The sequence below is a fragment of the Streptomyces sp. NPDC051211 genome, from assembly GCF_040689505.1.
In the GTDB taxonomy this organism is placed as follows: Bacteria; Actinomycetota; Actinomycetes; order Streptomycetales; family Streptomycetaceae; genus Streptomyces.
The window spans coordinates 83252-109403 of the sequence record NZ_JBFBAV010000002.1; the positions used below are offsets into that span (position 1 = coordinate 83252).

Sequence of the window (26152 nt, forward strand, 5' to 3'; positions counted from 1 at the left end):
CTGGCGCCTGTGGTTGTCGCGTGGGCCGCTCGGAACCGACTCTTACGCTACGAGCCGTAGCGTAACTCGCCCGGACGGTCCGCCGCGCCGTGATCTCAACCACAGTGGCGGCACAGTGACGGGGCTCACGGCGGTTCCGCTACCGGCCGGTATGGTCCTCGCCATGCCCGCCATGCACACCCCCGATTCCACTTCCGGCCGCACCGGCCGCCCGCGCAGCGCAGCGGCGGACGCCGCGATCCTCGCCGCGACCCGGGACGCGCTGTGCGAGCTGGGCTGGTCCAAGGTGTCCATGGGCGATGTCGCGGCCCGCGCGGGCGTCGCCAAGACCACCCTGTACCGCCGCTGGTCCGGCAAGAACGAACTGGTCGTGGACGCGGTCGCGGAGCTCTTCGACTCCCTGGAACTCCCCGACCGGGGCTCGCTGGAGGCGGACGTCGAGTACGTGGTGCTCCGTTTCGCGGAGCTGCTGCGGCGTCCGGAGGCCCGTACGGCGCTGATGGCGGTGGTCGCGGAGTCCACCCGGGACGAGGCGCTCCGGGACCGGATCCGGTCGGCGATCGTGGACCGGCAGAAACGTCTCGTCGTACTGGGCCGGGAACGCGCGCAGGCCCGCGGTGAACTCCCGTACGAGGAGGACGAGGCGGTGGCCGGCCGCACCACGGACCTGATCTTCGACGTGATCGCGGGCACGGTGGTGCACCGCGCGCTGGTCAGCTCCGAGCCGGTGGACGAGCTGTGGGTGGCCACCTTCACGGCCCTGCTGATGCACGGCCTGCGCGGCGCGGCGGCCCAGGGCTAGTCGCCGCCGAGCGGCGCCGAAGCTCACCTCCGGCCGCCACTCACCTCCGGCCGCCGCTCACCTCCGGCGGCCGCTCAGCTCCGGCGGCCGGGCCAGGTCACCCGGAGGCGGCGCGAGTCGCCCACCGCGGCGTCCGGCAGCAGGCCCGTCGCGGCGAGGGCTCCCAGCCCGGCCGCCCGGCCCGCCAGCTCGTACGCGAGCTCCGAGGAGTCCACCTCGTGGAACCGGCCGTCGGTGATCCGCACCCGGGCGGCGACCCCGCAGAGCCCGTCCGCCAGGCCGGCCCGCAGCGCCGGCAGGTACTCGGCCGGCAGCCGGTCCTCCGGCACCTCGCTCAGCAGCTCCGGCCCGCCCTCCGGGCCGGGCGGTTCCAGGTCCGCGGTGACGATCGCGAAGGGGCCGCAGCCGCCCCGGTTGTACAGGACGCGCACGGTCAGGCCGCGCACCGCCGCCGGCAGCGGAAGGCCGCGCCGGCCGGGCCAGGTCACGCCCGGCAGCTCCCCGTCCGGCACCGCTCCGGATTCCGCTTCCGCCCCCGACGGCGGTTCCGGTTCACCCAGCCCGGCCGCGATCAGCGCCCCGCGGGCCGCGAGCCGCCCGGCCTCCCGGTAGCCGTGCTCGGCGGAATCCGCCAGGTGGAGCGTCCCCGTCCGCAGCCGCACCAGAGCGCGGTGCCCGCCCAGCCCCTCCCGAACGCCCCGCCACACGGCTTCGGCGTGCCCGGGCGGCAGCCGGAACGGGGAGAGCTCGTTGACGAACTCCGGCTCCCCGCCCGGTCCGGACGGCGGCTCGAAGTCGGCGAGGAGGTGCGCGTACGCCCCGTCGCCGCCGGGCCGGTGGTACCGGACCCGGACGTCGCGGACGGGGGCGGAGAAGGAACGGCCGGTCATGGCGCCACCGTACGGGCGCCACGACCGGCCGTTCCATGAGGTTTCCCCGGGCCCGGTTCGGCTGGGGACCTACCGCGGGCTCAGAAGCCCGGCGGCTCCGTGTAGGTGCCCCACTCGTCCCGGAGCGCGTTGCAGATCTCGCCGAGCGTCGCCTCGGCCCGCACCGCGTCCAGCATCGCCGGGATCATGTTCGAGCCGTCCCGGGCGGCGGTCAGCATCTCGTCCAGGGAGGCCCGCACCTTCTCCTCGTCCCGGCGGCCCTTGCGCTCGCCCAGGACCCGGACCTGCTCCCACTCCACCTCGTGGCTGACCCGGAGGATCTCCAGGTCCCCGGTGACCGAGCCGTGGTGGACGTTGACGCCGACGACCCGCTTGTCGCCCTTCTCCAGCGACCGCTGGTACTGGAAGGCCGACTCGGCGATCTCGCCGGTGAACCAGCCGTCCTCGATGCCGCGCAGGATGCCGGAGGTGATCGGACCGATCGGGTGCCGGCCGTCCGGGTGGGCGCGCAGCCCGCGCTCCCGGATCTGGTCGAAGATCTTCTCCGCGTCGGCCTCGATGCGGTCGGTGAGCTGTTCGACGTACCAGGAACCGCCGAGCGGGTCGGCCACGTTGGCCACCCCGGTCTCCTCCATCAGCACCTGCTGGGTGCGCAGCGCGATCTCCGCGGCCTGCTCGCTGGGCAGCGCGAGGGTCTCGTCGAGGGCGTTGGTGTGCAGGGAGTTGGTGCCGCCGAGGACGGCCGCGAGGGCCTCCACGGCCGTCCGTACGACGTTGTTGTACGGCTGCTGGGCGGTCAGCGAGACACCGGCGGTCTGGGTGTGGAAGCGCAGCCACATCGCCTTGTCGGACTTCGCGCCGTACACCTCCTTCATCCAGCGCGCCCAGATCCGGCGGGCGGCGCGGAACTTGGCGATCTCCTCGAAGAAGTCGAGGTGCGCGTCGAAGAAGAAGGAGAGGCCGGGCGCGAAGACGTCGACGTCCAGGCCGCGCGAGAGGCCCAGCTCCACGTAGCCGAAGCCGTCGGCGAGGGTGTAGGCGAGCTCCTGCGCGGCCGTGGCTCCGGCCTCGCGGATGTGGTAGCCGGAGACGGAGAGCGGCTTGTAGGCGGGGATGCCGGTGGCGCAGTACTCCATGAGGTCGCCGATGAGCCGCAGGTGCGGCTCGGGCTCGAAGAGCCATTCCTTCTGGGCGATGTACTCCTTGAAGATGTCCGTCTGCAGCGTGCCGTTGAGGACGGCCGGGTCGATGCCCTGCCGCTCGGCGGCGACCAGGTACATGCAGAAGACGGGCACGGCCGGGCCGGAGATGGTCATGGAGGTGGTGACGTCCCCGAGGGGGATGTCCTTGAACAGGACCTCCATGTCGGCGGCGGAGTCGATGGCGACTCCGCAGTGGCCGACCTCGCCGAGCGAGCGGGGGTCGTCGGAGTCGCGGCCCATCAGGGTGGGCATGTCGAAGGCCACGGAGAGGCCGCCGCCGCCGGCGGCCAGGATCATCTTGTAGCGCTCGTTGGTCTGCTCGGCGTTGCCGAACCCGGCGAACTGCCGGATGGTCCAGGTCCGGCCGCGGTAGCCGGTGGCGTGCAGACCGCGGGTGTAGGGGTACTCGCCCGGCCACCCGATCCGTTCGAATCCCTCGTACGTGTCGCCCGGACGCGGCCCGTAGACCGGATCGACGGCATCGCCGGAGAGCGTGGTGAAGTCGGCGTCCCGCGTGCGGGCCTTGTCGTAACGGGCCTGCCAGCGACGGCGGCCTTCTTCGATGGCGTCAGCGTCCATACTGCGAATTTACTAGGACGTCCTAGTAAATGTCGATGGCAAACCCCCGGGAACTCGTCCCGGGGGTGCTCGGCTCCAGCGGCGCGCGAGGCCGGGTGCCTCCGGAAGAGGCCCCGGGAGCTCAGGCGCGGGCGGGCTGCGCCTCGGCGAACAGCGGCTCGACCTCGGCGCGGATCCGGCGCTCGACGAAGAAGGCGGCCAGCGGAATCGTGCCGCTCACCAGGACCCACAGCAGCTTGCCGAAGGACCACTTCGCCTTCGAACCGAGGTCGAAGGCGAAGACCAGGTAGATCATGAAGAGCACACCGTGCGCCTGGGATACCGCGAAGGTGACGTCGGCGCCGGTGCCGAAGCCGTACTTGGCCACCATGCAGGCGCAGAGGATCAGGAGCATGACCGCGGTCACGTAGGCCATGACGCGGTAGCGGGTCAGCACGCTTTTTTTCATGCCGTCGAGCCTAACCGTCCGTTTTGCTCGATCTTGACCCGGGACCGGGCACCGGGGTGCCGGGGTGTCGGATGCCCCGGCCCGGACTACTTCTCCTCGAAGTCGGCGGCGGCGATGCGGAGCGGCCTGAGCATGGCGAAGATCTCCGCGCACTCCTCCGCGTCGTACGCGCCCAGCCCGAAGTCCATGTCCATCAGGTCCCGGGTCGCGGCCTCCACGACCTCGCGCCCCTTGTCCGTGATGGACGCCAGGGTGCCGCGCCCGTCGTTCGGGTTGGGTCGCTTGGCCACCAGCCCGGACTTCACCAGCCGGTCGACGGTGTTGGTCACCGAGGTCGGGTGGACCATCAGCCGCTCACCGATCTTCGACATCGGAAGCTCGCCGGCCTTGGAGAAGGTGAGCAGCACCAGCGCCTCGTAGCGGGCGAAGGTCAGCCCGTACGGCTTGACCACCGCGTCCACCTCGCCGAGCAGGATCTGGTGCGCCCGCATGATCGAGGTGATCGCGGCCATCGAGGGGACCGGGCCCCAGCGCTGCTGCCAGAGCTCGTCGGCACGGGCGATGGGGTCGAAGGGGAGGCTGAGGGGCTTGGGCACGCACCCGACCTTACCGGCCGGTCATTTGGCGGACAGGCCCGTCTCACTCTTCGATCCCCCGGACCGGGCGAGCTCGGCGAGCAGGGCGAGCACGCAGGCCGTGCCGAGCGCCCCGGCTCCGGCGACGACGGTGTGCACCGACAGGAACTCGGCGGCCAGCCCGGCCGCCGCCATCCCGACGCCCTGCAGGGTCATCAGCCCGGTGGACAACAGGGTCATCGCCCGGCCGCGCAGCTCCTCCGGGAGCGCGTCGACGTACCAGCGGTCCAGGCCGAGGGTGTACGCGTGGGCCAGCCCGGCGAGCAGCAGCAGGACCAGGGTGACGGCGAGGCCGGGGCGCGCGGCGTACCCGAGGAGCGGCAGCAGGACCACGGCGGCCAGCGGGGCGGTGATCCGGGACCGGGTCCGGGGGCCGAGCGCGGAGCCGGCCCACAGTTCGCCCGCGACGGTGCCGACGGGCAGCGCGCACATGAGCAGTCCGAGGGCGGCGGTGCCGGCGCCGATCCGGTCGGCGTACGGGGCCATCAGCGCCTCCGGTACGACCAGGAAGAGCGGCGGCAGCCAGCACAGCAGGGTGAGCGCGCGGAGCCGGCGGTCGGCGAACACGGCGCGGAGTCCGGCGCGCGGGGAGGTCCGGGCGGCCGCGGCGCGGGCCGGGCGGTCCCGGGTGCCGAAGCGGAGCAGCAGGGCGGAACCGGCGAAGCCGGCGGCGGTGACGGCGATGGCCGCGCGCGGGGACACGGCGGTGAGCAGCAGCCCGCCGAGGCCGAAGCCTGCCAGCAGGGCGCTCTGGGCGACCATGCGGAGCAGGGACCGGCCCAGCACGAAGGCGTCCCCGGCGCCGAGGATGTCGGCGAGGGAGGCGGCCCGGGTGCCCTGGAAGAGCGGGGCGACCACGGCCATGGCGCAGCGCAGGGCGAGCAGGAGGGGAACCGGGGCCCCGGGCAGCACCATGGCGGCGGCGCAGCAGGCGCAGAGCAGATCGCATCCGACGAGCACCCGCCGGGCGGGGTACCGGTCGGCCAGGCCGGCGAGCAGGGTCCCGCCGAGGGCGTAGGGCAGGAATCCGAGGGCGAAGGTGAGGGCGCTCAGCAGGGGGGATCCGGTGAGGCGGAACACGAGGACGGTGAGGGCGATCTCGGCGACGACCACGCCGAGCACGGACATCAGGTGGGCGGCGAACACGGCACGGAACTCGCGGACCCGGAACACGGAGGCGTAGCCGGGCGCCGGACGGGTTCCGGCGCCGGCTTCATCGGCAACGACCATGCCCCGACCCTGCCCGCCCGGGGCACCGGGCGGGCAGTGATTCGGCCCAGGCCGAATCCCGGACGGGTGAAGGGCCGAATCCCGGGCCGGACGCGGGGCCGTTTGCAGGGCCGAACCCCGGGCTGGACGCGGGGTCGGGCGCAGGGGGTCAGGAGACCAGGAGGCGGTCCCGGAGGCGGGGGACGAGGTCGGCGTCGATGCCGAGGTGGTCCACCGCGTAGGCGTGGACGGAACCGTGGCGGGCCGTCAGGTCCGCCAGGAAGAGGCGGATGATCTGCTCCGGTGCCCGGCCGTACGCCGGCCAGCGCAGGGTGCGCCCGGGATTGGCCGCGTGCCAGTCCGCGACGAGGCGCTCCGTGGCCAGTTCGGTGAGGGCGAAGTCCGCGGCGATCACGTCCTCCGGAACGTCCAGCAGCGCGAGGACGAGCGCGGCGAGCAGGCCGGTGCGGTCCTTGCCGGAGGCGCAGTGGAACACCTGGGGGCCGTCCTCGGCGGCGATGGCCTCCAGCGCCTCGCGGAGTTCCGCGGCACCGTCGTCGGCGACCTCCGCGAACCGGTCGGCGAGATAGCGCCAGGGGTCCAGCTCCGGGTCGATCTCGGCCTGGTCGTAGGGCCGGTGCTCGATGCTGAGGTTGAGGTAGTCGAGGCCCTGCTGCTCCGGGACGCGCCCCTTCGCCTCGATCTCCCACGGGTAGCGCAGGTCGATGACGGTCCGTATGCCCAGCTCGCGGAACCGGTCGAGGTCCGCCTTGGCCTCCTCCCCCGCCAGCTTGCCCAGCGAGTCGGACCGGTAGAGCCGGCCCCAGCGCAGCTCGCGGCCGTTGCGGGTCCGATAGCCGCCCAGGTCACGGAAGTTGTGCAGGCGATCGAAGTCGACGTGTCGTGTCATGCGCGCCACCCTAAGGCGGCGACCCGGCCGCGCGTCCACGGCCGGCCGGAGGTCGAGGGCCTTGTCGCGCCGCCCGGCTTGCCGCGCCGTCCGGCTTGCCGCGCCGGGCCGGCCCGGCGGACCCTGGGCGCCCGCGCTTCCGCCTCGTCGACAGGACCGGCCGCCATGTCCTTCCACCACCGCTTCGGCCCCGGGGACCTGCTCCGCTGCCGGTTCGCGATCTCGCCGCGCTGGGAGACGCAGGAGGCGGTACGGGTGCTGCTGCGGCCCGGCCGGCACGCGTACCACCGGCCCTGGCTGCGGCGGATCCGCGCGGCGGCCGCCGGGCTGGACCTGCGGCCGCTGTGGCTGCTGATGCCGCACCGCGGGCACAGTCCGGACTTCCTGTGGCCGCCTCCCGCCGGCCCCGGTGCCTCCTTCGAGGAGGAGACGGCCGCGGTCCGCCTGACCGACCCCGAGGCGGCCCGGGAGGACCTCCGCCGCTCCCTCGCCTGTACGCCCGGCGCGCTCGACAGCGACACCGGCCGGGCCGTGCTCGCCGATCCGGCGCGCGCGGTGCAGGAGTTGGCCGACCTGTCCGAGGCGGCCTGGCACGCGCTGATCGAGCCGGACTGGCCGCGGCTGCGCGCCCTGCTGGAGGCCGACATCCTGTTCCACTCGCGCCGTCTCGCGGCCGGCGGGCTGGCCGCCCTGTTCGACGGTCTGCACCCGGACCTGCGCTGGGACGAGGCCGCGGACACCCTGACCGTGCACCGGGAGACCCACCACGACCGCGTTCTCGCCGGGCAGGGCCTGGTCCTGATGCCGAGCGCGTTCGTCTGGCCGGACGTGGTCGGCGGGTTCGACCCGCCCTGGCAGCCCACCGTCGTGTACCCGGCGCGCGGGATCGGCTCGCTGTGGGCGCAGGACCAGGAGCAGGGCCAGGACCAGGGCCAGGGCCGAGGTCAGGGCCGGGCCCGGACCCCGGCCGCGCTGGCCGGGCTGCTGGGCCGGGCCCGGGCCGACGTACTCTGCGCGCTGCACGAGCCGGCGTCCACCACCGCGCTCGCCCACCGCCTCGGCCTGGCGCCGTCCTCCGTCTCGGCACATCTCAAGGCCCTGTACGGGGCCGGCCTGCTGACCCGGCGCCGGCACGGCCACCAGGTGTACTACGAGTGCACCCCGCTGGGCATCGCACTCGCCACCGGTTCGGCCCCGGTGTCGTGACGGAGGGCGATTCGCCCGACATGTCACGATGTCCCGGTCCGTTGTCCGCCCCGCCGTCCCGAGGAAGCCGGATGCCAGGCCTGAGACACCGACACCGCCCGCTCGCCGCCGCCCTCGTGGCCGCCCTCGCGCTGGCGACGGCAGCCGGCTGTACGTCGTCCGGGCCCGACCGGCCCGGTCCGCAGGCGGCCGGCGCACCGGGGGCCGCGGCGGCGGGCGCCGACCAGGGCACGGGCGCGGACTCCGCGGAGTCGCCGTTCTGGGTGGACCCGCAGAGCGACGCGGCCCGGCAGGCGGACGCCTGGGAGGCGCAGGGGCGCAACAGCGACGCGCAGGTGCTGCGGCGGATCGCGGACCGGCCGGTGGCGCTGTGGGCGCCGGGGGGCGATCCGGGGCCGGAGATCCGGCGGGCCGCGCGGAGCGCCGGGGCGGCGAAGCGGACCCTGGTCCTCGCCGCGCACAACCTCCCGCACCGGGACTGCGCCCGCCCCTCCGCCGACCGCAGTCCCGGAGCCCACGACGGCCCGGCCTACCGGCGCTGGATCGACAGGTTCGCCGACTCCGTCGGCGCGGCGAAGGCCGTCGTGATCCTGGAACCGGGCGCGGTCCCGCAGCTCGTCGACGGCTGCGCCCCGGCCGCCCACCGCGGTGAGCGGCTGCGGCTGCTGTCGGAGGCCGTGGACCGGCTCAAGCGGAACCGCAACACCAGGGTCTATCTGGACGCGGGGAGTCCGGCCTGGATCCCGGACCCGGGCAAGCTGGTCGAACCGCTGCGCCGGGCCGGGCTGGACCGGGCCGACGGCTTCTCCCTGAACGTCTCGGACTTCCGGTCCGACGCGGACGGCCGGAGCTACGGTGCCGAACTCTCCCGGCGCACCGGAGGCAAGCACTTCGTCCTCGACACCGGCCGCAACGGTGACGGCCCACTGCCCGGCGACGGGCAGCAGGCCCGCTGCAACCCGCCCGGCCGCTCGCTCGGCACCCCGCCCACCGACCGCACGGGCGACCCGCTGGTCGACGCGTACCTGTGGATCAAGCCCCCGGGCGAATCCGACGGCACCTGCCGCGGCGGCCCGGCGGCCGGCGAGTGGTGGCCGTCCTACGCCCTCGGCCTGGCCCGCCGGGCCAAGGACCAGGGCTAGGGGGTGTCCACCGGACACCCCCTAGGAGGACCCCGGCGCGCACATGCGGCCGGGGGCCGGGTCACCCCGTGGCGAGGTGGCGCTCCACCGTGTCGACCTTGGAGGTGATGCCGTCGGTCACGCCGGGCCGGATGTCCGCCTTGAGGATGAAGGAGACCCTCGGCGCCCGCTGCTCCACCGCCGCCACCGCACGCCGGACGACGTCCATGACCTCGTTCCACTCGCCCTCGATGGTGGTGAACATGGCGTCGGTGCGGTTCGGCAGGCCCGACTCCCGGACCACCCGGACCGCGTCGGCCACGTACTCGCCGACCTCTTCGCCGACCCCGAGCGGAGTCACCGAGAACGCGACGATCACGCCGAGGCGCTTTCCGTGCCGACCGCCGCGCGGGCCCGAGCGGCGATCACGCTGTCGGCCTCGTCGCGCTTGAGCAGCCGGTCGCCGTACAGCCCGCCGAAGGGCAGCAGCGCCAGCACGAAGAACAGGGCGACCTTCTTGACCGGCCACTTCGCCTTGTTCCACACGTCCAGCAGGAAGAGCGCGTAGATGACGAACAGGACGCCGTGCAGGATGCCGAGCGGCAGCATCAGGTAGTCGATGTCCGAGACCCGGCTCAGCAGCGAGCCGAAGATCAGCAGAGCCGGGAACGACAGCGCCTCGGGGACGGAGACGAGGCGCAGCCGGTGCAGGGCGGAAGCGGTCTTGATGTCCACAGTGAACCTTCGGGATGGGTGCCGGGGGTCCGTCCCAGTGTCTCAGCCGGTTTGCGCGATCTTGACCCGGGGGCGCCGCCGGAGCCCGGAGCGGGAGGGATCGCGGTGATCACACCGGATATCGGCCATGGGGCCCTGTTCGGGTGGGCTCGCTGCCGATACCGTCATCCCCGTGGCTCAGTTCCGACTCCAAGGCAGCAAGGTGCTCGCCGTCGACCTGACCGGCGATGCCGTCAAAGCGAAGAACGGCTCGATGGTCGCGTACGACGGTCAGATGGCCTTCAAAAAGATGTCCGGCGGCGGTGAAGGCCTCCGGGGCATGGTCACCCGGCGGCTGACCGGCGAACAGATGACGATGATGGAAGTGCAGGGGCAGGGGACCTGCTTCTTCGCCGACCGCGCGAGTGAGATCAATCTGGTCAATCTGCACGGGGAGAAGCTGTACGTCGAGTCCAGCAACCTGCTGTGCACCGACGCCGGCCTGCGCACCGGCACCAGCTTCACCGGCCTGCGCGGCGGGGCGACCGGCAACGGCCTGTTCACCACCACCGTGGAGGGCACCGGGCAGGCGGCGATCATGTCCGACGGCCCGGCGGTGGTGCTGCGGGTCAGCGCCCAGTATCCGCTCTCGGTCGACCCGGGGGCGTACATCGCGCACACCGGCAACCTGCAGCAGCACTTCCAGTCCGGGGTGACCTTCCGCACGCTGATCGGCGAGGGCTCCGGGGAGGCGTTCCAGATCCGCTTCGAGGGCGAGGGGCTGGTCTACGTGCAGCCCAGCGAGCGCAACACCATCGGGGGCGACGTCTGATGCCGTTCCGCGAGATCAACTCGAAGATGATCGAGGCCCAGGTCATTCCCGGGCAGCGGCTCTACAGCCAGCGCGGCGCGATGCTCGCGTACCGCGGCGAGGTCTCCTTCACGCCGAACACCACCGGCGGCCAGGGCGGCGTCATGGGCATGATCGGGCGCCGGGTGGCGAACGAGCAGACCCCGCTGATGACGGTCGAGGGCAGCGGCACCGTGATGTTCGGCCACGGCGGCCACCACATCCAGGTGATCAACCTGACCGGCGAGACCCTGTACGTCGAGGCGGACCGGCTGCTCGCCTTCGACGGGACCCTGCAGCAGGGCACCATGTTCATGGGCTCGCAGGGCGGGGTCATGGGCATGGTCCGCGGCCAGGTGACCGGCCAGGGCCTGTTCACCACCACTCTCAAGGGCCACGGCGCGGTCGCCGTGATGGCCCACGGCGGGGTCATCGAACTCCCCATCACCCCGCAGCGCCCGGTCCACGTGGACCCGCAGGCGTACGTCGCCCACCACGGGGACGTCCGCAACAAGCTGTCCACCGCGCTCGGCTGGCGCGACATGGTGGGCCGCGGATCGGGTGAGGCGTTCCAGCTGGAGCTGTCCGGCCAGGGCGCGGTGTACGTACAGGCCTCGGAGGAGAAGCTGTGACCTTTGGACCTCCCATGGGCGGCCCCGTGATGGGCGGCCCGGCCGGCCCGGCCGTCTTCGACCCGTACAGCCTCCCCTCCGACGACAACGTCAACGCGTACACCTTCTGCGTGGAGCTCAAGGGGAGCCAGTGGTTCCTGCAGAAGGGCAAGATGATCGCCTACTACGGGCGCATCGAGTTCAACGGCATCGGCAACGGCCGCTTCGACCGGCTGCTGCGGACCAGCTTCCACTCCCCGCTCCACGCCGCGGACTGGGTGGTGGCGGAGGGCCAGGGCAAGATGCTGCTGGCCGACCGGGCCTTCGACGTCAACTCGTACGACCTGGACAACGGCAACCTGACGATCCGCTCCGGCAACCTGCTGGCGTACCAGCCCTCGCTGGCGCTGAAGCAGTCGATCGTGCCCGGCTTCCTCACCCTCATCGGCACGGGGAAGTTCGTGGCGGCCTCGAACGGCCCGGTGGTCTTCATGGAGCCGCCGCTGCGGGTGGACCCGCAGGCCCTGGTGGGCTGGGCGGACTGCCCCTCGCCCTGCCACCACTACGACCACGGCTACATGACGGGCGTGATGGGTGGTCTTCGGCAGCTGGCCGGGATCGGGGGAACTTCCGGGGAGGAGCATCAGTTCGAGTTCGTGGGGGCCGGCACGGTGCTGCTGCAGTCCACGGAGCTGCTGATGGCGCAGCAGTCGGTGGGCGTGGTCGGCGCGGAGCCGGGCGTCCCGGGTCAGCCGGGCGGACACGGCCAGCAGGGCCCGGGTCAGGGGGTGCCGCGGATGCCGGGGCAGCTCGGGGATCTCCAGCGCCGCTTCGGCCTCTGATTCCGATCTTCGTATTTTTGTACGTAATTCAACTTCTTAGGTAGAGTTCACTCATGGAGACCATGGAGACCGAGACGGCCACGCGCTGGCTGACCGATGCCGAGCAGTGCGCCTGGCGCACCCACCTGGACGTCAGCAGGCTGCTGATGCACCAGCTGGAAAAGGATCTCCAGCCCTTCGGACTCACCAACAACGACTACGAGATCCTCGTGAACCTCTCGGAGTCGGAGGACCACAGGATGCGGATGAGCGACCTCGCGACCGCGACCCTGCAGTCCAAGAGCCGACTGTCCCACCAGATCACCCGCATGGAGACGGCCGGCCTGGTCCGGCGCGTGAACTGCGAGTCCGACCGGCGGGGCCTGTACGCGGTGCTGACGGACGAGGGCATGGACACGATGCGGAAGGTCGCGCCGCACCACGTGGCGTCCGTCCGCGCGCACTTCATCGACCTGCTCAGCCCGGAGGCCCTGGCGGCACTCCGCACGTCCCTCACCCCGGTGGCGGACCACCTCCGCGACTGCCGCGGCAAGGCGTGACCGGCGGCCCGGGTTCCCCGCGCGGGTGACCCGGGCCCGTCCTAGACTGGCGAACGCCCGATTTGCCCCACTATCAGGGAGGCGTCATGTCCCAACGAGGCAGAAAGCGTCGATCCCGCAAGAAGAAGGGCGCCAACCACGGCAAGCGCCCCAACGCATAACCCCGACCGGGGCTGGACCGCCTCAGGCAATCCAGCCCCGCTCGCGCGTGAGCCCACCTCGGCCCCGCCGCACCCAGCCCCGCCGGCGTTTGAGGCGCGGGGGTCCGGGGGCTGGCCCCCGGCAACGGCGCCGCACCAGACAGGGCAGCCGCTGCGCGGAGCCTTTCCCCTACCCGCCCCTTCCCGCAGTACCCGATATGCGGCTCCGCCGCGTGGCGGGCTCCGCCCCAGACCCCGCTCCTCAAACGCCGGAGGGGCTGGGGGTACCGCCCGGCGGGACCGGGGCCGGCACCGGGGTCAGGCTTCGGTAAGGGTGGCCAGGAGGGCGTCGGCCGCCGCGTAGGGGTCCAGTTCGCCGGTGGCGACGCGGGTGGCCAGGCCACCGAGGTGCGCGTCGCCGTGCACGTCGGCCAGCCGCGACCGCAACGCAGTGATCGCGATCGTCTCGACCTCCCGCGCCGCCCGCGCCGCCCTCCGCTCCGCCAGCACCCCCCGCTCGTCCATCCAGGCCCGGTGCTTCTCCAGCGCCTCCACGACCTCGTCGACGCCTTCGCTCCGCGACGCCACCGTCTTGATGATCGGCGGCCGCCAGTCCCCCGGGCCCCGGGACTCCCCGAGCCCGAGCATGTGGTTCAGCTCGCGGGCCGTCGCATCGGCCCCGTCCCGGTCCGCCTTGTTGACCACGTACAGGTCGCCGATCTCCAGGATCCCCGCCTTCGCGGCCTGGATGCCGTCCCCCATCCCGGGGGCCAGCAGCACCACACAGGTGTCGGCCTGGGCCGCGATCTCGACCTCCGACTGACCCACGCCCACCGTCTCGACGAGGATCACGTCACAGCCCGCCGCGTCCAGCACCCGGATCGCCTGCGGCGCGGCCCAGGACAGGCCGCCCAGATGCCCCCGGGTCGCCATGGAGCGGATGTAGACCCCCGGGTCCGACGCGTGGTCGGACATCCGGACCCGGTCGCCGAGCAGCGCCCCGCCGGAGAACGGCGAGGAGGGGTCCACGGCCAGCACGCCCACCCGCTTCCCGGCCCGGCGGTACGCCGAGACGAGCGCGGAGGTGGACGTGGACTTGCCGACGCCGGGCGAGCCGGTGAGGCCCACCACGTACGCCCCGCCCGTCAGCGGGGCCAGCGCCGCCATCACTTCGCGGAGCTGCGGGGACGCCCCCTCGACCAGGGAGATCAGCCGGGCCACCGCCCGAGGTCGGCCCTCCCGGGCCTGGGACACCAGCGAGGGGACGTCCACCGTCATCGCGCGCCGCTCCCTTACTTGCCCGAGCCGTTGCCCGGCACCCGGACGATCAGGGCGTCGCCCTGGCCACCGCCGCCGCACAGCGCGGCCGCGCCGACACCGCCACCGCGCCGCTTCAGCTCCAGCGCCAGGTGCAGGACCACCCGGGCACCGGACATGCCGATGGGGTGTCCCAGGGCAATCGCGCCACCGTTGACGTTCACCTTTTCCGGGGTCACGCCGAGGTCCTTCATTGACTGCACGGCGACCGCCGCGAAGGCCTCGTTGATCTCGATCAGGTCGAGGTCGGCGACCTCCAGGCCCTCCTTCTTCAGCGCGTGCGCGATCGCGTTCGACGGCTGCGACTGGAGGGAGTTGTCCGGGCCGGCGACGTTGCCGTGGGCGCCGATCTCGGCGATCCACTCCAGACCCAGCTCCTCGGCCTTCGCCTTGCTCATGACCACGACGGCGGCGGCACCGTCCGAGATCTGCGAGGAGGTACCGGCGGTGATGGTCCCGTCCTTGGCGAACGCCGGCCGCAGCTTGCCCAGGGACTCGGCGGTGGTCTCCGCGCGGATGCCCTCGTCGGCCGAGAACAGCACCGGGTCGCCCTTGCGCTGCGGGATCTCGACGGGGGTGATCTCCGCCTCGAAGATCCCGTTCTTCTGCGCGGCGGCCGCCCGCTGGTGCGAGAGCGCCGCGAACTCGTCCTGCGGGGCCCGCTCGATGCCCAGCCGGCTGTTGTGCTTCTCCGTGGACTCGCCCATGGCGATGCCCTCGAAGGCGTCGGTGAGGCCGTCGTACGCCATCGCGTCGAGCATCTCGATCGCGCCGTACTTGTAGCCCTCACGGGACTTCGGCAGCAGGTGCGGCGCGTTGGTCATGGACTCCTGACCGCCGGCCACGACCACGTCGAACTCGCCGGCGCGGATCAGCTGGTCGGCCAGCGCGATGGCGTCCAGGCCCGACAGACACACCTTGTTGATGGTCAGCGCGGGCACGTTCATCGGGATACCGGCCTTGACCGCGGCCTGGCGAGCGGGGATCTGGCCCGCGCCGGCCTGCAGCACCTGGCCCATGATCACATACTGCACCTGGTCGCCGGCGATCCCGGCCCGGTCCAGGGCCGCCTTGATGGCGAATCCGCCGAGATCGGCACCGGAGAAGGTCTTCAGCGAGCCCAGCAGCCGCCCCATGGGCGTACGGGCCCCTGCGACGATCACTGAAGTGGTGTTGTTCGTTCCGGACATGAGGCACAGCCCCTTGGATGAGGAGTGAACGAGGGTTCACACGAATGTACTGAGCGGTACCGACCGCGTCACCGGGCAGTCGGTGTGATCGCGCGCACGTTGCGTTACCGCCCTCCATGGCAGTGCACTGGTCCCATGCTGACAAGAATCGACCACATCGGGATCGCCTGCTTCGACCTCGACAAGACCGTCGAGTTCTACCGTGCCACGTACGGCTTCGAGGTGTTCCACACCGAGGTCAACGAGGAGCAGGGCGTACGCGAGGCCATGCTCAAGATCAACGAGACCTCGGACGGCGGAGCCTCGTACCTCCAGCTCCTGGAGCCGACCCGGGAGGACTCCGCGGTGGGCAAGTGGCTGGCCAAGAACGGCGAGGGCGTGCACCACATCGCCTTCGGCACGGAGGACGTCCAGGGCGACTCCGAGGCCATCCGCGGCAAGGGCGTCCGGGTCCTCTACGACGAGCCCCGCACCGGCTCCATGGGCTCGAAGATCACCTTCCTGCACCCCAAGGACTGCCACGGAGTTCTCACCGAACTGGTCACTGCCAACCCCGAGCACTGACCTCCCTATTCCCCGGCCGGTAGAGTGGCGCCTGGCTCGGCCGGGGTTCGGTGCGGAAGGGGTCGGGGCCTGTGAAGCGTGCCCCGGCATCTGACACCATTTCCCCGGGGGCGTCGTTCAGCGGGCGGACGGTGCTCATTGGGAGTGAGCTTGCGACCAGGGGACGGATGGGACCGCGCTGTGCGGGGCTACGAACGCCAGGAGAGCCATCAGGCTGAGGCCGACCATCTCTCGCGCTTCGAGGCCGAGATGGAGCGGCTGAAGAAGGAGCGCGAGAAGGCCGTCCAGCACGCCGAGGACCTCGGATACCAGGTCGAGGTGCTGCGGGCCAAGCTCCACGAGGTGCGTCGCGCTCTCGCGTCCCGCCCCGCCTACGACAACCAGGATCTCGGCTACCAGGCCGAGCAGCTGCTGCGCAATGCGCAGATCCAGGCCGACCAGATGCGTACCGACGCCGAGCGCGAGCTGCGCGAGGCCCGGGCCCAGACCCAGCGCATCCTGCAGGAGCACGCCGAGCACCAGGCGCGCCTGCAGGCCGAACTCCACGCCGAGGCCGTCAACCGGCGCCAGCGGCTGGACCAGGAGCTCAACGAGCGCCGGCAGACCGTCGAGGCGCACGTCAACGAGAACGTGGCCTGGGCCGAGCAGCTGCGCGCCCGTACGGAATCCCAGGCGCGGCGGCTCATGGACGAGTCCCGGGCCGAGGCCGAGCAGGCCCTGAACGCCGCCCGCGCCGAGGCCGCCCGGGTCGCCGAGGAAACCCGCCGCCGGCTCGCCGAGGCCTCCGAGGCGGGCCGCGCCGAGGCCGAGGCCACCCTGCTGCGCGCCCGCAAGGAGGCGGAGCGGCTGCTGTCCGCCGCCTCCGCGCAGGCCCAGGAGGCCACCGAGCACGCCGAGCGGCTGCGCTCCACCGCCACCGCCGAGTCCGAGCAGACCCGGCAGCAGACCCTGGACCTCGGCCGGGTCGCCGACCAGCGGGCGCAGGAGGCCGAGAGCGCCCTGCGCGAGGCCCGCGCCGAGGCCGAGAAGCTGCTGGCCGAGGCCAAGGAGGCGGCCACCCGCCAGGTGGCCTCCGCCGAGTCCGTCAACGAGCAGCGCACCCGCACCGCCAAGGAGCAGGTGGCCCGGCTCGTCGGCGAGGCCACCAAGGAAGCCGAGGCGCTGAAGGCCGAGGCCGAGCAGGCGCTGGCCGACGCCCGCGCCGACGCAGAAAGGCTGCGTACCGAGGCCGGCGAGCAGGCCCGTACCGCCGCCGCCGAGGACACCGCCGCCCAGCTCGCCAAGGCCGCCCGGACCGCCGAGGACGTCCTCAACAAGGCGTCCGAGGACGCCCGCGCCACCACCCGGGCCGCCTCCGAGGAGGCCGAGCGGATCCGCCGCGAGGCGGAGGCGGAGGCCGAGCGGCTGCACGCCCAGGCCGCCGCCAGCGCCGAGCAGCTCAAGGGCGCGGCCAAGGACGACACCGCCGAGTACCGCGCCAAGACCGTCGAACTCCAGGAGGAGGCGCGGCGGCTGCGCGGCGAGGCCGAGCAGCTGCGCGCCGAGGCCGTCGCCGAGGGCGAGCGGATCCGCGGCGAGGCGCGCCGCGAGGCGGTGACGCAGATCGAGGAGGCGGCGAAGACCGCCGAGGAGCTGCTGAGCAAGGCCAAGGCGGACGCCGACGAGCTGCGCCGCGGAGCCGGCGCCGAGAGCGAACGGGTCCGCGCCGAGGCCATCGAGCGGGCCACCACCCTGCGCACCCAGGCCGAGGAGACCCTGGAGCGCACCCGCACCGAGGCCGAGCGGCTGCGCGCCGAGGCCGAGGAGGCCGCCGAGGCGCTGCGCGCCGAGACGGACGCTGCGGTGCGCGCGCGCCGCGAGGAGACCGAGCAGGCGCTGGCCGCGAAGCGGGCCGAGGCCGACACCGAGCTGGCCCGGCTGCACCAGGACGCCGAGTCCCGGCTGGCCACGGCCGAGCAGACGCTGCGCGACGCCCGCGGCGCCGCGGAGAGCATCCGCCGCGAGACCACCGAGGAGACCGACCGGCTGCGCGCCGAGTCGGCGGAGCGGATCCGTACCCTCCAGGCCCAGTCCGAGGCCGAGGCCGACCAGCTGCGCACCGAGGCGGCCGAGGACGCCGGCCGGGTCCGGGCGGAGGCCGAGCAGGCCGCCGTACGCCTGACCGGTGAGGCGGAGGCCGAGGCCGAACGGGTCCGCGCGGAGGCGCAGGAGACCGCCGACCGGCTGCGCGCCGAGGCGAAGGCGGCGGCCGAGCGGGTCGCCGAGGAGGCCGCCGAGGCCCTCGCGGCCGCCGCTGAGGAAGCCGCGCGGCGCCGCCGGGAGGCCGAGGAGACCCTGTCCGGCGCCCGCGAGGAGGCCGAGAAGGAGCGCGCCCAGGCCCGCGAGCAGAGCGAGGAGCTGCTGGCCGCGGCCCGCAAGCGGACCGAGGAGGCGCAGGCCGAGGCCGCGCGTCTGGTCGAGGAGGCGGACCGGCGGGCGAGCGAGCTGGTCACGGCCGCGGAGGCCACGGCCCGCGAAGTACGGGAGTCCGTGGCCGGGCTGCGCGAGGAGGCCGAGGCGGAGATCGCCGGGCTGCGCAGCACCGCCGAGCACGTGGCCGAGCGTACGAGGACCGAGGCGGAGGCCGAGGCCGAGCGGGTCCGCGCCGACGCCCACGCGGAGCGGGAGCGGGCCGCCGAGGACGCCAACCGGATCCGGACCGAGGCACGGGCCGAGACGGACGCGGCGAAGGCCCTCGCGGAGCGCACGGTCGGCGACGCCATCGCCGAGGCCGAGCAACTGCGGGCGGACACCGCCGAGTACGCGCAGCGGGTCCGGACCGAGGCGACGGACGCGCTGGCCGCGGCCGAGCGGGACGCGGCCCGTACCCGGGCGGACTCCCGCGAGGACGCGAACCGGATCCGGTCCGAGGCGGCCGTCTCCCTGGAGGAGGCGCGCGCCGAGGGCCTGCGGATCGCGGCGGAGGCCACGGCCGAGGCGGAGCGTCTGGTCGAGGAGACCCGGGCGGCCAACGAGGCCACCGTCGGCGATGCCGTCGCCGAGGCGGAGCGGATCACGGCCGAGGCCGCGGCGGCCGCGGACGCGACCCGGGCCGAGGCTGCCGACACCCTGGACGAGGCGCGCTCCGAGGCCAACCGGATGCGCACCGAGGCCGCCGAGCAGGCGGACCGGCTCATCGCCGAGGCGACCACGGAGGCGGACCGGCACACCGAGGAGACCCGGGCGGCCAACGAGGCCACGATCGGCGAGGCCGCCACGGAGGCCGAGCGGCTCGTCACCGAGGCGGTGGCCACCCTGGACGGGGCCCGCGCCGAGGCCGAGGCGCTCACCGCGAAGGCCGCGGAGACGCTGGCCGGTGCGGAGCGGGACGCGGCGAAGACGGTCGAGGACGCGCGTGCCGAGGGGGCCCGCCTCATCGGCGAGGCCACCGCGGAGACCGAGCGGATGACCGTCGAGACGCAGGCCGCCAACGACCGGACGGTCGGCGAGGCCAACGAGCGGGCCGAGGCCCTCAAGGCCGTGGCCGAGCGGATCCTGGAGGACGCCCGGGCCGACGGCGGCCGGATCATCGGCGAGGCCACGGCCGAGGCCGAGCGGGTCACCGCCGCGGCCGCCGAGACCCTGGCGAGCGCCGAGCGGGAGTCCGAGCAGACCCTGGACGAGGCGCGGGCCGAGGGCAACCGGCTGCGCACCGAGGCCGCCGAGCAGGCGGACCGGCTCATCGCCGAGGCCGTCTCCGAGGCGGAGAAGCTCACCGAGCGGACCCGCAAGGACAACGAGCGGACCGTCGGCGAGGCGGCGAACGACGCGGAGCGGCTGCGTGCCGAGGCGTCGGAGGCCCTGAGCTCCGCCCAGGAGCACGCCACCCGTACCCGGTCGGAGGCCGAGCGGGTCAAGGCGGAGGCGGCGACCGAGGCCGAGCGCACCCTGACGTCGGCCCGCGAGGAGTCGGAGCGGCTGCTGGACGAGGCCCGGGAGGCGGCCAACAAGCGGCGCAGCGAGGCCGCCGAGCAGGTCGACCGGCTCATCTCGGAGGCCAGCGCGGAGGCGGAAAAGCTCACCGCCGAGGCGCAGAAGCAGGCCCTCGCGGCGACCACCGGAGCCGAGGAGCAGGCCGACGCGATGGTGGACGCGGCCCGCAAGGAGGCCGCCCGGATCACCTCCGAGGCGACCGTGGAGGGCAACTCGCTGGTCGAGAAGGCCCGTACGGACGCGGACGAGCTGCTGGTCGGCGCGCGCACGGACGCGGCCGCCATAAGGGAGCGGGCGGAGGAGCTGCGCGCCCGGGTCGAGTCCGAGGTGGAGGAGCTGCACGAGCGGGCCCGCCGGGAGTCGGCCGAGCAGATGAAGTCGGCCGGCGAGCGGGTGGACAAGCTGGTGAAGGCGGCCACCGAGCAGAGCGCGGAGGCCGAGGCGAAGGCGAAGGAGCTGGTCTCGGACGCGAGCAGCGAGGCGTCGAAGGTGCGCATCGCGGCGGTGCGCAAGGCCGAGCAGCTGCTGAAGGAGGCCGAGCAGAAGAAGGCCGAGCTGAGCCGGGAGGCCGAGGAGGTCCTCGCGCAGGCCCGTTCGGAGGCGGACCGTCTGGTCGAGGAGGGGCGCCGCGAGCTGGAGGTTCTGGTGCGCCGGCGGGAGGACATTCAGGCGGAGATCTCCCGTGTCCAGGACGTGCTTGAGGCGTTGGAATCATTCGAGGCGCCTTCGGGTGGCGGAAAGTCATCGGTGGGCGGCCAGGGTGCCGGTGGAGTGAAGGCGGGAGCGGGTACCACTCGTTCGGGTGGAAAGACGTCGGAGGGCTAGCGAGAGTGCACCGAGGTGTGCTCCTGATGGGACTTCAGGCGAACGAGTGGCAAGCATTCTGTCTCCTTGCCACTCAAAAGGGGTGTCATTGTCCAGAGCAAACGCGGATTGACTCGATGACACGCCGCTCCGGCGCCTAGGATTCCCCTTAACACCTCACGTAGCACCTCATCGGTCTCATTCGACAGGAACCCCATGAGCGACACTTCCTCCCCCTTCGGCTTCGAGCTCGTGCGGCGTGGTTACGACCGCGGTCAGGTGGACGACCGCATTACCAAGCTCGTCGCCGACCGTGACAGCGCCCTGTCCCGCATCAACTCCCTGGAGAAGCGCATCGAGGAACTCCACCTCGAGACGCAGAACGCCCAGGCCCAGGTCAACGACGCCGAGCCGTCGTACGCCGGTCTCGGCGCCCGGGTCGAGAAGATCCTGCGGCTCGCCGAGGAGGAGGCGAAGGACCTGCGCGAGGAGGCCCGCCGCGCGGCCGAGCAGCACCGCGAGCTGGCCGAGTCGGCGGCCCAGCAGGTGCGCAACGACGCCGAGTCGTTCGCCGCCGAGCGCAAGGCGAAGGCCGAGGACGAGGGCGTCCGCATCGTCGAGAAGGCCAAGGGCGACTCCGCCACCCTGCGCGCCGAGGCCCAGAAGGATGCGGCCTCCAAGCGCGAGGAGGCCGACGCGCTGTTCGAGGAGACCCGCGCCAAGGCCGCCCAGGCCGCCGCGGACTTCGAGACCAACCTGGCCAAGCGCCGCGAGCAGTCCGAGCGCGACCTGGCCTCCCGCCAGGCCAAGGCGGAGAAGCGTCTCGCCGAGATCGAGCACCGGGCCGAGCAGCTGCGCCTGGAGGCCGAGAAGCTGCGTACGGACGCCGAGCGCCGGGCCCGCCAGACCGTGGAGACCGCGCAGCGCCAGGCCGAGGACATCGTGGCCGACGCCAACGCCAAGGCGGACCGCATCCGCAGCGAATCCGAGCGCGAGCTGGCGGCGCTCACGAACCGCCGCGACTCCATCAACGCCCAGCTGACCAACGTCCGCGAGATGCTGGCGACGCTGACCGGTGCCGCGGTGGCGGCGGCCAACCCGATCGTGGACGACGAGCCGGTCACCCGCGGTGTGCCGGCCCAGCAGACCCGCTAGTACTCCCGCTACGCCTCAGCCCGTACACCGGCAGTACACCCCCCGTACTTGTCGGTAGCCAAAGCCCCCGTGTCCGAAGGCCCGCGTCCGTTCTGAACTGGCGCCGGGCCTTCGGCCGTTCTAGTGTCAGCCGCATGATCGAGCTCGAGGGACTTACGAAACGTTTCGGCGCCAAGACCGCCGTCGACAACCTCAGCTTCCAGGTCAGACCGGGGGTGGTCACCGGCTTCCTCGGCCCCAACGGGGCAGGCAAGTCGACGACCATGCGCATGATGCTCGACCTCGACAACCCGACCAGTGGCACGGTCCGGATCGACGGCAAGCACTACCGGGACCTGCCGGAGCCGCTGAAGTACATCGGGGCACTGCTGGACGCGAAGGCCATGCACGGCGGCCGCAGCGCGTACAACAACCTTCTCTGCCTCGCCCAGTCCAACCGCATTCCGGAGAGCCGGGTGGCCGAGGTCCTCGACCTGGTCGGGCTGACGGCGGTGGCGAAGAAGAAGTCGAAGGGATTCTCCCTGGGCATGGGGCAGCGGCTGGGCATCGCCGCCGCGCTGCTCGGCGACCCGGAGATCCTGATGTTCGACGAACCCGTCAATGGTCTGGACCCGGAGGGAATTCTCTGGATCAGGAATCTGATGAAGGGGCTGGCCGCAGAGGGAAGAACGATCTTCGTTTCTTCTCACCTGATGAGCGAAATGGCCTTGACCGCGGAGCATTTGATCGTGATCGGGCAGGGGAAGCTGCTGGCCGACACGTCGATGGCGGATTTCATCCACCAGAACTCGCGCAGTTACGTACGACTGCGCTCCCCCCAGCAGGAACGCATCAAGGACGTCCTGCACGAGGCGGGAATCCAGGCCATCAGCGTTGCGGGCACCGGAACGCTGGAGGTCGACGGGGCGACCACCGAGGAACTCGGCGAACTGGCCGCCCAGCACCAGATCGTGCTGCACGAACTGAGCCCGCAACGGGCTTCACTGGAGGAAGCGTTCATGCGTATGACGGCGGACGCGGTCGAGTACCACGCCCACGCCCCCGGCACCCCCGGAGCCCCGCTGCCGCACGGCAGGGCCTCCGACAACCCGGCCCGGCCCGCCGACGTCCCCGCCTGGGGCGCCGGCTTCGAGACGACCCGCAAGGGCGGCGAGTGACCATGGCCTTCTCCGCCGTCCTCCAGTCCGAGTGGACCAAGATCCGCACGGTCGCCTCCACCAGCTGGACCCTGGCCTGTGCCCTCGTGGTGACCGTCGGCATGGGCGTCGCCCTGTGCGCGGTGGTCAGCGCGACCTTCGAGGACATGCCCGCGGCCGAACAGGCCACCTTCGACCCCACCCTGGTGAGCTTCGCCGGCATGGGCCTCGGCCAGCTGGCGATGATCGTCTTCGGCGTCATGGTGGTCAGCACCGAGTACAGCACCGGCATGATCCGGACCTCGCTGGCGGCCGTGCCGCGACGGGAGAGCTTCCTCCTCGGCAAGCTCCTCGTGGCGACCGTGCTGGCCCTGGTGGTCGGCCTGATCACCAGCTTCCTGTCCTTCTTCCTCGGACAGGCCATCCTCGGCGACCGCGGCATCGGGCTGGGCGAGGAGAACGTCCTGCGCGCGGTGATCGGCGCCGGCCTCTACATGGCCCTGCTCGCCCTGTTCTCCATGGGCGTCGCCGCGATGCTGCGCAGCTCGGTCGCCTCGATGGGCATCCTGATCCCGTTCTTCCTGATCATTTCGAACATCCTCACCGCGTTCGAAGCACCCCGGAAGTTCGCCCAGTACCTGCCCGACAAGGCGGGTTCCACGATCATGCAGACCGTGCCGAACGCGCTCAACAGCCCGGACGTGCCGTACGGCCCCTGGGGCGGCCTCGGCATCATGGCGCTGTGGGTGGTGGCCTCGGTGATCGGCGGCTACCTGGTGCTGAAGAAGCGGGACGCCTGACCGGAGGTTTGACCGGACCCCTTCCCGGATGATCCCCGGGCCGGTCTCGGGGCTACCTCAGGGGTAGCTCAGGGATCCGGCCCGGGACGGAACCGCACGGCACTCGATATCCTCTTAACCCTTACGCGGGCGAGAGCCGCCCGGCCGGCAAGGGGCAGAGCAATGATCGAGGCAGTCGGACTGACCAAGCGCTTCGGCGCGAAGACGGCCGTCGACCAACTGTCCTTCCAGGTCAGGCCGGGTCACGTCACCGGATTCCTGGGCCCGAACGGGTCCGGCAAATCCACCACCATGCGCCTGATCGTCGGCCTGGACCGGCCCACTGCCGGTCATGTCACGATCAACGGCCGCCCCTTCCGGGAGCTGCCCAACGCGCAGCGGCACGTCGGCGCCCTGCTGGACGCCAAGGCCGTGCACGGCGGCCGCCGCGCCCGCACCCACCTGCTCGCCCTCGCCCAGCTCTCCGGCATACCGGAGAAGCGGGTGGACGAGGTGCTCGGGGTGGTCGGCCTGCAGGAGGTGGCCCGGCAGCGTACGAAGGGCTTCTCGCTCGGCATGGGCCAGCGGCTCGGCATCGCCGCCGCCCTGCTCGGCGACCCGCAGGTGCTGCTGTTCGACGAGCCGGTCAACGGCCTCGACCCGGAGGGCATCCTCTGGGTCCGCAATCTGATGAAGCAGCTCGCGTCCGAGGGCCGCACGGTCTTCGTCTCCTCGCACCTGATGAGCGAGATGGCGCTGACCGCCGACCAGCTGATCGTGATCGGCCGCGGCCGGCTGCTCGCCGACATGGGCGTGCAGGAGTTCATCGCACACAACTCGGCCGGATTCGCTCGGGTCCGGGTCGCCGGCACCGACCCGGACGGCCGGCCCGCCCTGGGCGCCCTCCTCACCCGGGAGGGCGGCCGGGTGCTCCAGGAGCCGGACGGCGCCCTTCGGGTGACCGGCCTGGAGCTGCCCCGCATCTCGGACCTCGCGCACGAGGCGGGCGTACGCCTGTGGGAGCTGTCCCCGCACAAGGCCTCGCTGGAAGAGGCCTACATGCGGATGACCCAGAACTCGGTCGAGTACACCTCCACCGACGACCCCCGGGCCGAGCTGTTCGAGCCCGAGCCGCTGTCCCTGCCCGCCTGGGAGGACGAGGCGGCGGCGGAGCTGCCGGCCGCGACCGCCGCGGGCTTCTTCGCTCCCCCGCCGCCGGGAGGCGGCGGCAAGCCCTTCCTGATGCCCAGCGCGCCCGGCGACCTGGCGGGCACCGGCACCGCATCCGCGAACAACCCCGAGGACACCCGATGACCGGCCCGGCCACCACCGAGCAGCGGCGCCGCCAGCCGTACGACTCGCCGCTGCCCGACCTCCGGCCCACCCTCGCGCACGCCGTGGCCTCGGAGTGGACCAAGCTGATCTCGGTCCGCTCCACCGTGTGGACCCTCGGCTCGCTGGTGGCCCTGGTCGTCGGCATCGGCGGCCTCGTGGCCGTGCAGACCCGGTCCGAGGACTACGTGGGCATGCCGTTCACCGCGCCCGCCATGTTCGGCCTGATGGCCGGGCAGATCTCGGTGATCGTGCTCGGCGTGCTGACCATCACCTCCGAGTTCGGCACCGGGCTGGTCCGCACCACCTTCACCGCCGCCCCGGAACGGCACCGGGTGCTGACCGCGAAGTACCTGGTCTTCGGCGCGGTCGCGCTGGCCACCGTACTGGGCTCGGTCCTGCTGGTGTCCCTGTCCGCGCTCATCCTGAACAACGGTCCGGGCTCGGGAAGGCACGATGCCCGCGAGTGGACCGGCGCGATCAGCGCCGGCCTGTACGTCACCCTGCTCGGGGTGCTCGCGCTGGCCGTCGGGGCGCTGGTGCGGCACTCCGCCGGCGGGATCGCCGTCATGCTCGGCGTGGTCACCCTGCCGCCGGTGCTGGGGGCGATGCTCAGCGTGTGGGAGGCGACCAGCGGGATCGGGTCGACCGTGCTCAACTTCAGCGCCCCGGTGGCGCTGGTCCAGCTGTTCGGAGTGCCGGGGGACGCTTCGCAGGGGCAGCCGATCCCCAGCGACCTGGCCCAGCTGACCCTGCTCGTCCTGATCACGGCGGCCGCGACGGCCGGGTCGTACGTGGTGGTCGGCCGCCGCGACGTCTGACCCCCGGCCGGGGCCGGGCTCAGTACCGCGGGGCGTTCCGGGACCGCTGCACCTTGGAGGTGCGGCGGTCCTTCGCGTTCCAGCAGGCCTTGTGCCAGTGCCGGCGGTCGTCCACGCCGCCGTACTCGGGCCAGACCACCAGGTGCGGGGTGCCGGAGGGGATCTCCTGGTCGCAGCCGGGGCAGCGGTAGCGCTTGCCGGCCGCGGCGGCGCCCGCCACGTGCCGGATCTTCCAGTCCTCGCCCTGCCACTCCTCGGTGCTCTCCAGGCCGAAGCGGTCGAGACCGCCCCGGGGGCCTTCGGCCGGATTCTCGCCGCCCCGGGGGCGGTTGTGGCGCGGTGACACGTATACCTCACGAAGATGCGGGCGGACGGGACTTTCTC

General features: G+C 72.7%; 25 protein-coding genes. 14 read left to right on the forward strand and 11 right to left on the reverse strand.

Annotation, left to right across the window (positions count from 1 at the left end):
* The first annotated feature begins 172 nt into the window (after positions 1-172).
* Positions 173-802: a TetR/AcrR family transcriptional regulator gene (locus tag AB0447_RS03335; RefSeq protein ID WP_366475082.1), complete on the forward strand. Its 630-nt coding sequence runs from the start codon at positions 173-175 to the stop codon at positions 800-802.
* Positions 803-876: 74 nt separating this feature from the next.
* Here the strand turns inward: AB0447_RS03335 and AB0447_RS03340 are convergent, their stop codons facing one another.
* The 6 genes from AB0447_RS03340 to AB0447_RS03365 form a co-directional block, all read right to left on the reverse strand.
* A complete protein-coding gene (locus AB0447_RS03340; RefSeq protein ID WP_366474741.1) occupies positions 877-1692 on the reverse strand; it encodes a hypothetical protein in 816 nt (271 codons plus the stop codon).
* Positions 1693-1772: 80 nt separating this feature from the next.
* Positions 1773-3473: a methylmalonyl-CoA mutase family protein gene (locus AB0447_RS03345; RefSeq protein ID WP_366474742.1), complete on the reverse strand. Its 1701-nt coding sequence runs from the start codon at positions 3471-3473 to the stop codon at positions 1773-1775.
* A gap of 121 nt (positions 3474-3594) precedes the next feature.
* Positions 3595-3921: a DUF3817 domain-containing protein gene (locus AB0447_RS03350; RefSeq protein ID WP_366474743.1), complete on the reverse strand. Its 327-nt coding sequence runs from the start codon at positions 3919-3921 to the stop codon at positions 3595-3597.
* A gap of 86 nt (positions 3922-4007) precedes the next feature.
* The gene (locus tag AB0447_RS03355) at positions 4008-4517 is read right to left on the reverse strand and encodes a MarR family transcriptional regulator (RefSeq protein ID WP_366474744.1); all 510 of its coding nucleotides are present in this window, start codon (positions 4515-4517) and stop codon (positions 4008-4010) included.
* A gap of 21 nt (positions 4518-4538) precedes the next feature.
* A complete protein-coding gene (locus AB0447_RS03360; RefSeq protein WP_366474745.1) occupies positions 4539-5786 on the reverse strand; it encodes an MFS transporter in 1248 nt (415 codons plus the stop codon).
* A 148-nt stretch (positions 5787-5934) separates the two neighbouring features.
* Entirely contained in the window at positions 5935-6675 is a 741-nt protein-coding gene (locus AB0447_RS03365; protein ID WP_366474746.1) for a tyrosine-protein phosphatase, read from the reverse strand.
* A gap of 165 nt (positions 6676-6840) precedes the next feature.
* Between AB0447_RS03365 and AB0447_RS03370 the strand changes: the two genes are divergently transcribed.
* Both AB0447_RS03370 and AB0447_RS03375 read left to right on the forward strand, forming a co-directional pair.
* Entirely contained in the window at positions 6841-7881 is a 1041-nt protein-coding gene (locus AB0447_RS03370; RefSeq protein WP_366474747.1) for a DUF5937 family protein, read from the forward strand.
* A 71-nt stretch (positions 7882-7952) separates the two neighbouring features.
* On the forward strand, positions 7953-9023 hold the full coding sequence (locus AB0447_RS03375; RefSeq protein ID WP_366474748.1) for a glycoside hydrolase family 6 protein: 1071 nt from the start codon (positions 7953-7955) through the stop codon (positions 9021-9023).
* A 61-nt stretch (positions 9024-9084) separates the two neighbouring features.
* On the opposite strand, the gene AB0447_RS03380 is transcribed toward AB0447_RS03375, so the two are convergent.
* Positions 9085-9381 carry an MTH1187 family thiamine-binding protein gene (locus AB0447_RS03380; RefSeq protein ID WP_366474749.1) on the reverse strand — a complete coding sequence of 99 codons (297 nt, stop codon included), beginning with the start codon at positions 9379-9381 and terminating at the stop codon, positions 9085-9087.
* Positions 9378-9737 carry a DUF3817 domain-containing protein gene (locus AB0447_RS03385; RefSeq protein ID WP_366474750.1) on the reverse strand — a complete coding sequence of 120 codons (360 nt, stop codon included), beginning with the start codon at positions 9735-9737 and terminating at the stop codon, positions 9378-9380. The genes AB0447_RS03380 and AB0447_RS03385 overlap by 4 nt, the downstream gene beginning before the upstream one ends.
* A 127-nt stretch (positions 9738-9864) precedes the next feature.
* On the opposite strand from AB0447_RS03385, the gene AB0447_RS03390 reads away from it, so the two are divergent.
* The 4 genes from AB0447_RS03390 to AB0447_RS03405 all read left to right on the forward strand — a co-directional run bounded on the left by AB0447_RS03390 (position 9865) and on the right by AB0447_RS03405 (position 12558).
* Entirely contained in the window at positions 9865-10548 is a 684-nt protein-coding gene (locus AB0447_RS03390; RefSeq protein WP_366474751.1) for an AIM24 family protein, read from the forward strand.
* Entirely contained in the window at positions 10548-11198 is a 651-nt protein-coding gene (locus tag AB0447_RS03395; protein ID WP_366474752.1) for an AIM24 family protein, read from the forward strand. Before AB0447_RS03390 ends, AB0447_RS03395 begins: the two co-directional genes overlap by 1 nt.
* 29 nt (positions 11199-11227) lie before the next feature.
* A complete protein-coding gene (locus tag AB0447_RS03400) occupies positions 11228-12019 on the forward strand; it encodes an AIM24 family protein (RefSeq protein ID WP_366475083.1) in 792 nt (263 codons plus the stop codon).
* A 62-nt stretch (positions 12020-12081) separates the two neighbouring features.
* On the forward strand, positions 12082-12558 hold the full coding sequence (locus AB0447_RS03405) for a MarR family transcriptional regulator (RefSeq protein ID WP_366475084.1): 477 nt from the start codon (positions 12082-12084) through the stop codon (positions 12556-12558).
* A 458-nt stretch (positions 12559-13016) separates the two neighbouring features.
* On the opposite strand, the gene meaB is transcribed toward AB0447_RS03405, so the two are convergent.
* Positions 13017-13976 (reverse strand): methylmalonyl Co-A mutase-associated GTPase MeaB, encoded by a 960-nt coding sequence (gene meaB, locus AB0447_RS03410; RefSeq protein WP_366474753.1) that lies wholly within the window; start codon positions 13974-13976, stop codon positions 13017-13019.
* Between the two features lie 14 nt (positions 13977-13990).
* Positions 13991-15205, reverse strand: a complete 1215-nt coding sequence (locus AB0447_RS03415) for an acetyl-CoA C-acetyltransferase (RefSeq protein ID WP_366474754.1) — start codon at positions 15203-15205, stop codon at positions 13991-13993.
* Between the two features lie 135 nt (positions 15206-15340).
* Here AB0447_RS03415 and mce point away from each other — a divergent pair, with 135 nt between their 5' ends.
* From mce to AB0447_RS03450, 7 genes are all read left to right on the forward strand, one after another.
* Complete coding sequence (mce, locus tag AB0447_RS03420) at positions 15341-15769, forward strand: methylmalonyl-CoA epimerase (protein ID WP_366474755.1); 429 nt, start codon at positions 15341-15343, stop codon at positions 15767-15769.
* Positions 15770-15949: 180 nt separating this feature from the next.
* Positions 15950-20566: a polarized growth protein Scy gene (gene scy, locus AB0447_RS03425; RefSeq protein WP_366474756.1), complete on the forward strand. Its 4617-nt coding sequence runs from the start codon at positions 15950-15952 to the stop codon at positions 20564-20566.
* Positions 20567-20761: 195 nt separating this feature from the next.
* A complete protein-coding gene (locus tag AB0447_RS03430; RefSeq protein WP_366474757.1) occupies positions 20762-21700 on the forward strand; it encodes a cellulose-binding protein in 939 nt (312 codons plus the stop codon).
* A gap of 134 nt (positions 21701-21834) precedes the next feature.
* Entirely contained in the window at positions 21835-22857 is a 1023-nt protein-coding gene (locus AB0447_RS03435; protein ID WP_366474758.1) for an ABC transporter ATP-binding protein, read from the forward strand.
* Positions 22858-22859: 2 nt separating this feature from the next.
* Positions 22860-23636, forward strand: coding sequence for an ABC transporter permease subunit (locus tag AB0447_RS03440; RefSeq protein ID WP_366475085.1), 777 nt, complete (start codon positions 22860-22862; stop codon positions 23634-23636).
* 162 nt (positions 23637-23798) lie between these two features.
* A complete protein-coding gene (locus tag AB0447_RS03445; protein WP_366474759.1) occupies positions 23799-24929 on the forward strand; it encodes an ABC transporter ATP-binding protein in 1131 nt (376 codons plus the stop codon).
* Positions 24926-25768, forward strand: a complete 843-nt coding sequence (locus AB0447_RS03450; RefSeq protein WP_366474760.1) for an ABC transporter permease — start codon at positions 24926-24928, stop codon at positions 25766-25768. Before AB0447_RS03445 ends, AB0447_RS03450 begins: the two co-directional genes overlap by 4 nt.
* Positions 25769-25787: 19 nt before the next feature.
* Here AB0447_RS03450 and AB0447_RS03455 read toward each other — a convergent pair whose 3' ends face one another.
* Positions 25788-26114, reverse strand: a complete 327-nt coding sequence (locus AB0447_RS03455) for an ATP/GTP-binding protein (RefSeq protein ID WP_366474761.1) — start codon at positions 26112-26114, stop codon at positions 25788-25790.
* Positions 26115-26152: the final 38 nt, after the last annotated feature.

Excerpts from the sequence above, each read along its gene's own strand:
- AB0447_RS03395 (WP_366474752.1), top strand. The coding sequence starts at position 10,548 with ATGCCGTTCCGCGAGATCAACTCGAAGATGATCGAGGCCCAGGTCATT.
- AB0447_RS03430 (WP_366474757.1), top strand. The coding sequence starts at position 20,762 with ATGAGCGACACTTCCTCCCCCTTCGGCTTCGAGCTCGTGCGGCGTGGT.
- AB0447_RS03440 (WP_366475085.1), top strand. The coding sequence starts at position 22,860 with ATGGCCTTCTCCGCCGTCCTCCAGTCCGAGTGGACCAAGATCCGCACG.
- AB0447_RS03400 (WP_366475083.1), top strand. The coding sequence starts at position 11,228 with ATGGGCGGCCCGGCCGGCCCGGCCGTCTTCGACCCGTACAGCCTCCCC.
- AB0447_RS03405 (WP_366475084.1), top strand. The coding sequence starts at position 12,082 with ATGGAGACCGAGACGGCCACGCGCTGGCTGACCGATGCCGAGCAGTGC.
- AB0447_RS03335 (WP_366475082.1), top strand. The coding sequence starts at position 173 with ATGCACACCCCCGATTCCACTTCCGGCCGCACCGGCCGCCCGCGCAGC.
- AB0447_RS03345 (WP_366474742.1), bottom strand. The coding sequence starts at position 3,473 with ATGGACGCTGACGCCATCGAAGAAGGCCGCCGTCGCTGGCAGGCCCGT.
- AB0447_RS03445 (WP_366474759.1), top strand. The coding sequence starts at position 23,799 with ATGATCGAGGCAGTCGGACTGACCAAGCGCTTCGGCGCGAAGACGGCC.
- mce (WP_366474755.1), top strand. The coding sequence starts at position 15,341 with ATGCTGACAAGAATCGACCACATCGGGATCGCCTGCTTCGACCTCGAC.
- AB0447_RS03340 (WP_366474741.1), bottom strand. The coding sequence starts at position 1,692 with ATGACCGGCCGTTCCTTCTCCGCCCCCGTCCGCGACGTCCGGGTCCGG.
- AB0447_RS03375 (WP_366474748.1), top strand. The coding sequence starts at position 7,953 with ATGCCAGGCCTGAGACACCGACACCGCCCGCTCGCCGCCGCCCTCGTG.
- AB0447_RS03370 (WP_366474747.1), top strand. The coding sequence starts at position 6,841 with ATGTCCTTCCACCACCGCTTCGGCCCCGGGGACCTGCTCCGCTGCCGG.
- AB0447_RS03415 (WP_366474754.1), bottom strand. The coding sequence starts at position 15,205 with ATGTCCGGAACGAACAACACCACTTCAGTGATCGTCGCAGGGGCCCGT.
- AB0447_RS03435 (WP_366474758.1), top strand. The coding sequence starts at position 21,835 with ATGATCGAGCTCGAGGGACTTACGAAACGTTTCGGCGCCAAGACCGCC.
- AB0447_RS03365 (WP_366474746.1), bottom strand. The coding sequence starts at position 6,675 with ATGACACGACACGTCGACTTCGATCGCCTGCACAACTTCCGTGACCTG.
- AB0447_RS03350 (WP_366474743.1), bottom strand. The coding sequence starts at position 3,921 with ATGAAAAAAAGCGTGCTGACCCGCTACCGCGTCATGGCCTACGTGACC.
- AB0447_RS03360 (WP_366474745.1), bottom strand. The coding sequence starts at position 5,786 with ATGGTCGTTGCCGATGAAGCCGGCGCCGGAACCCGTCCGGCGCCCGGC.
- AB0447_RS03390 (WP_366474751.1), top strand. The coding sequence starts at position 9,865 with ATGGGGCCCTGTTCGGGTGGGCTCGCTGCCGATACCGTCATCCCCGTG.
- meaB (WP_366474753.1), bottom strand. The coding sequence starts at position 13,976 with ATGACGGTGGACGTCCCCTCGCTGGTGTCCCAGGCCCGGGAGGGCCGA.
- AB0447_RS03450 (WP_366474760.1), top strand. The coding sequence starts at position 24,926 with ATGACCGGCCCGGCCACCACCGAGCAGCGGCGCCGCCAGCCGTACGAC.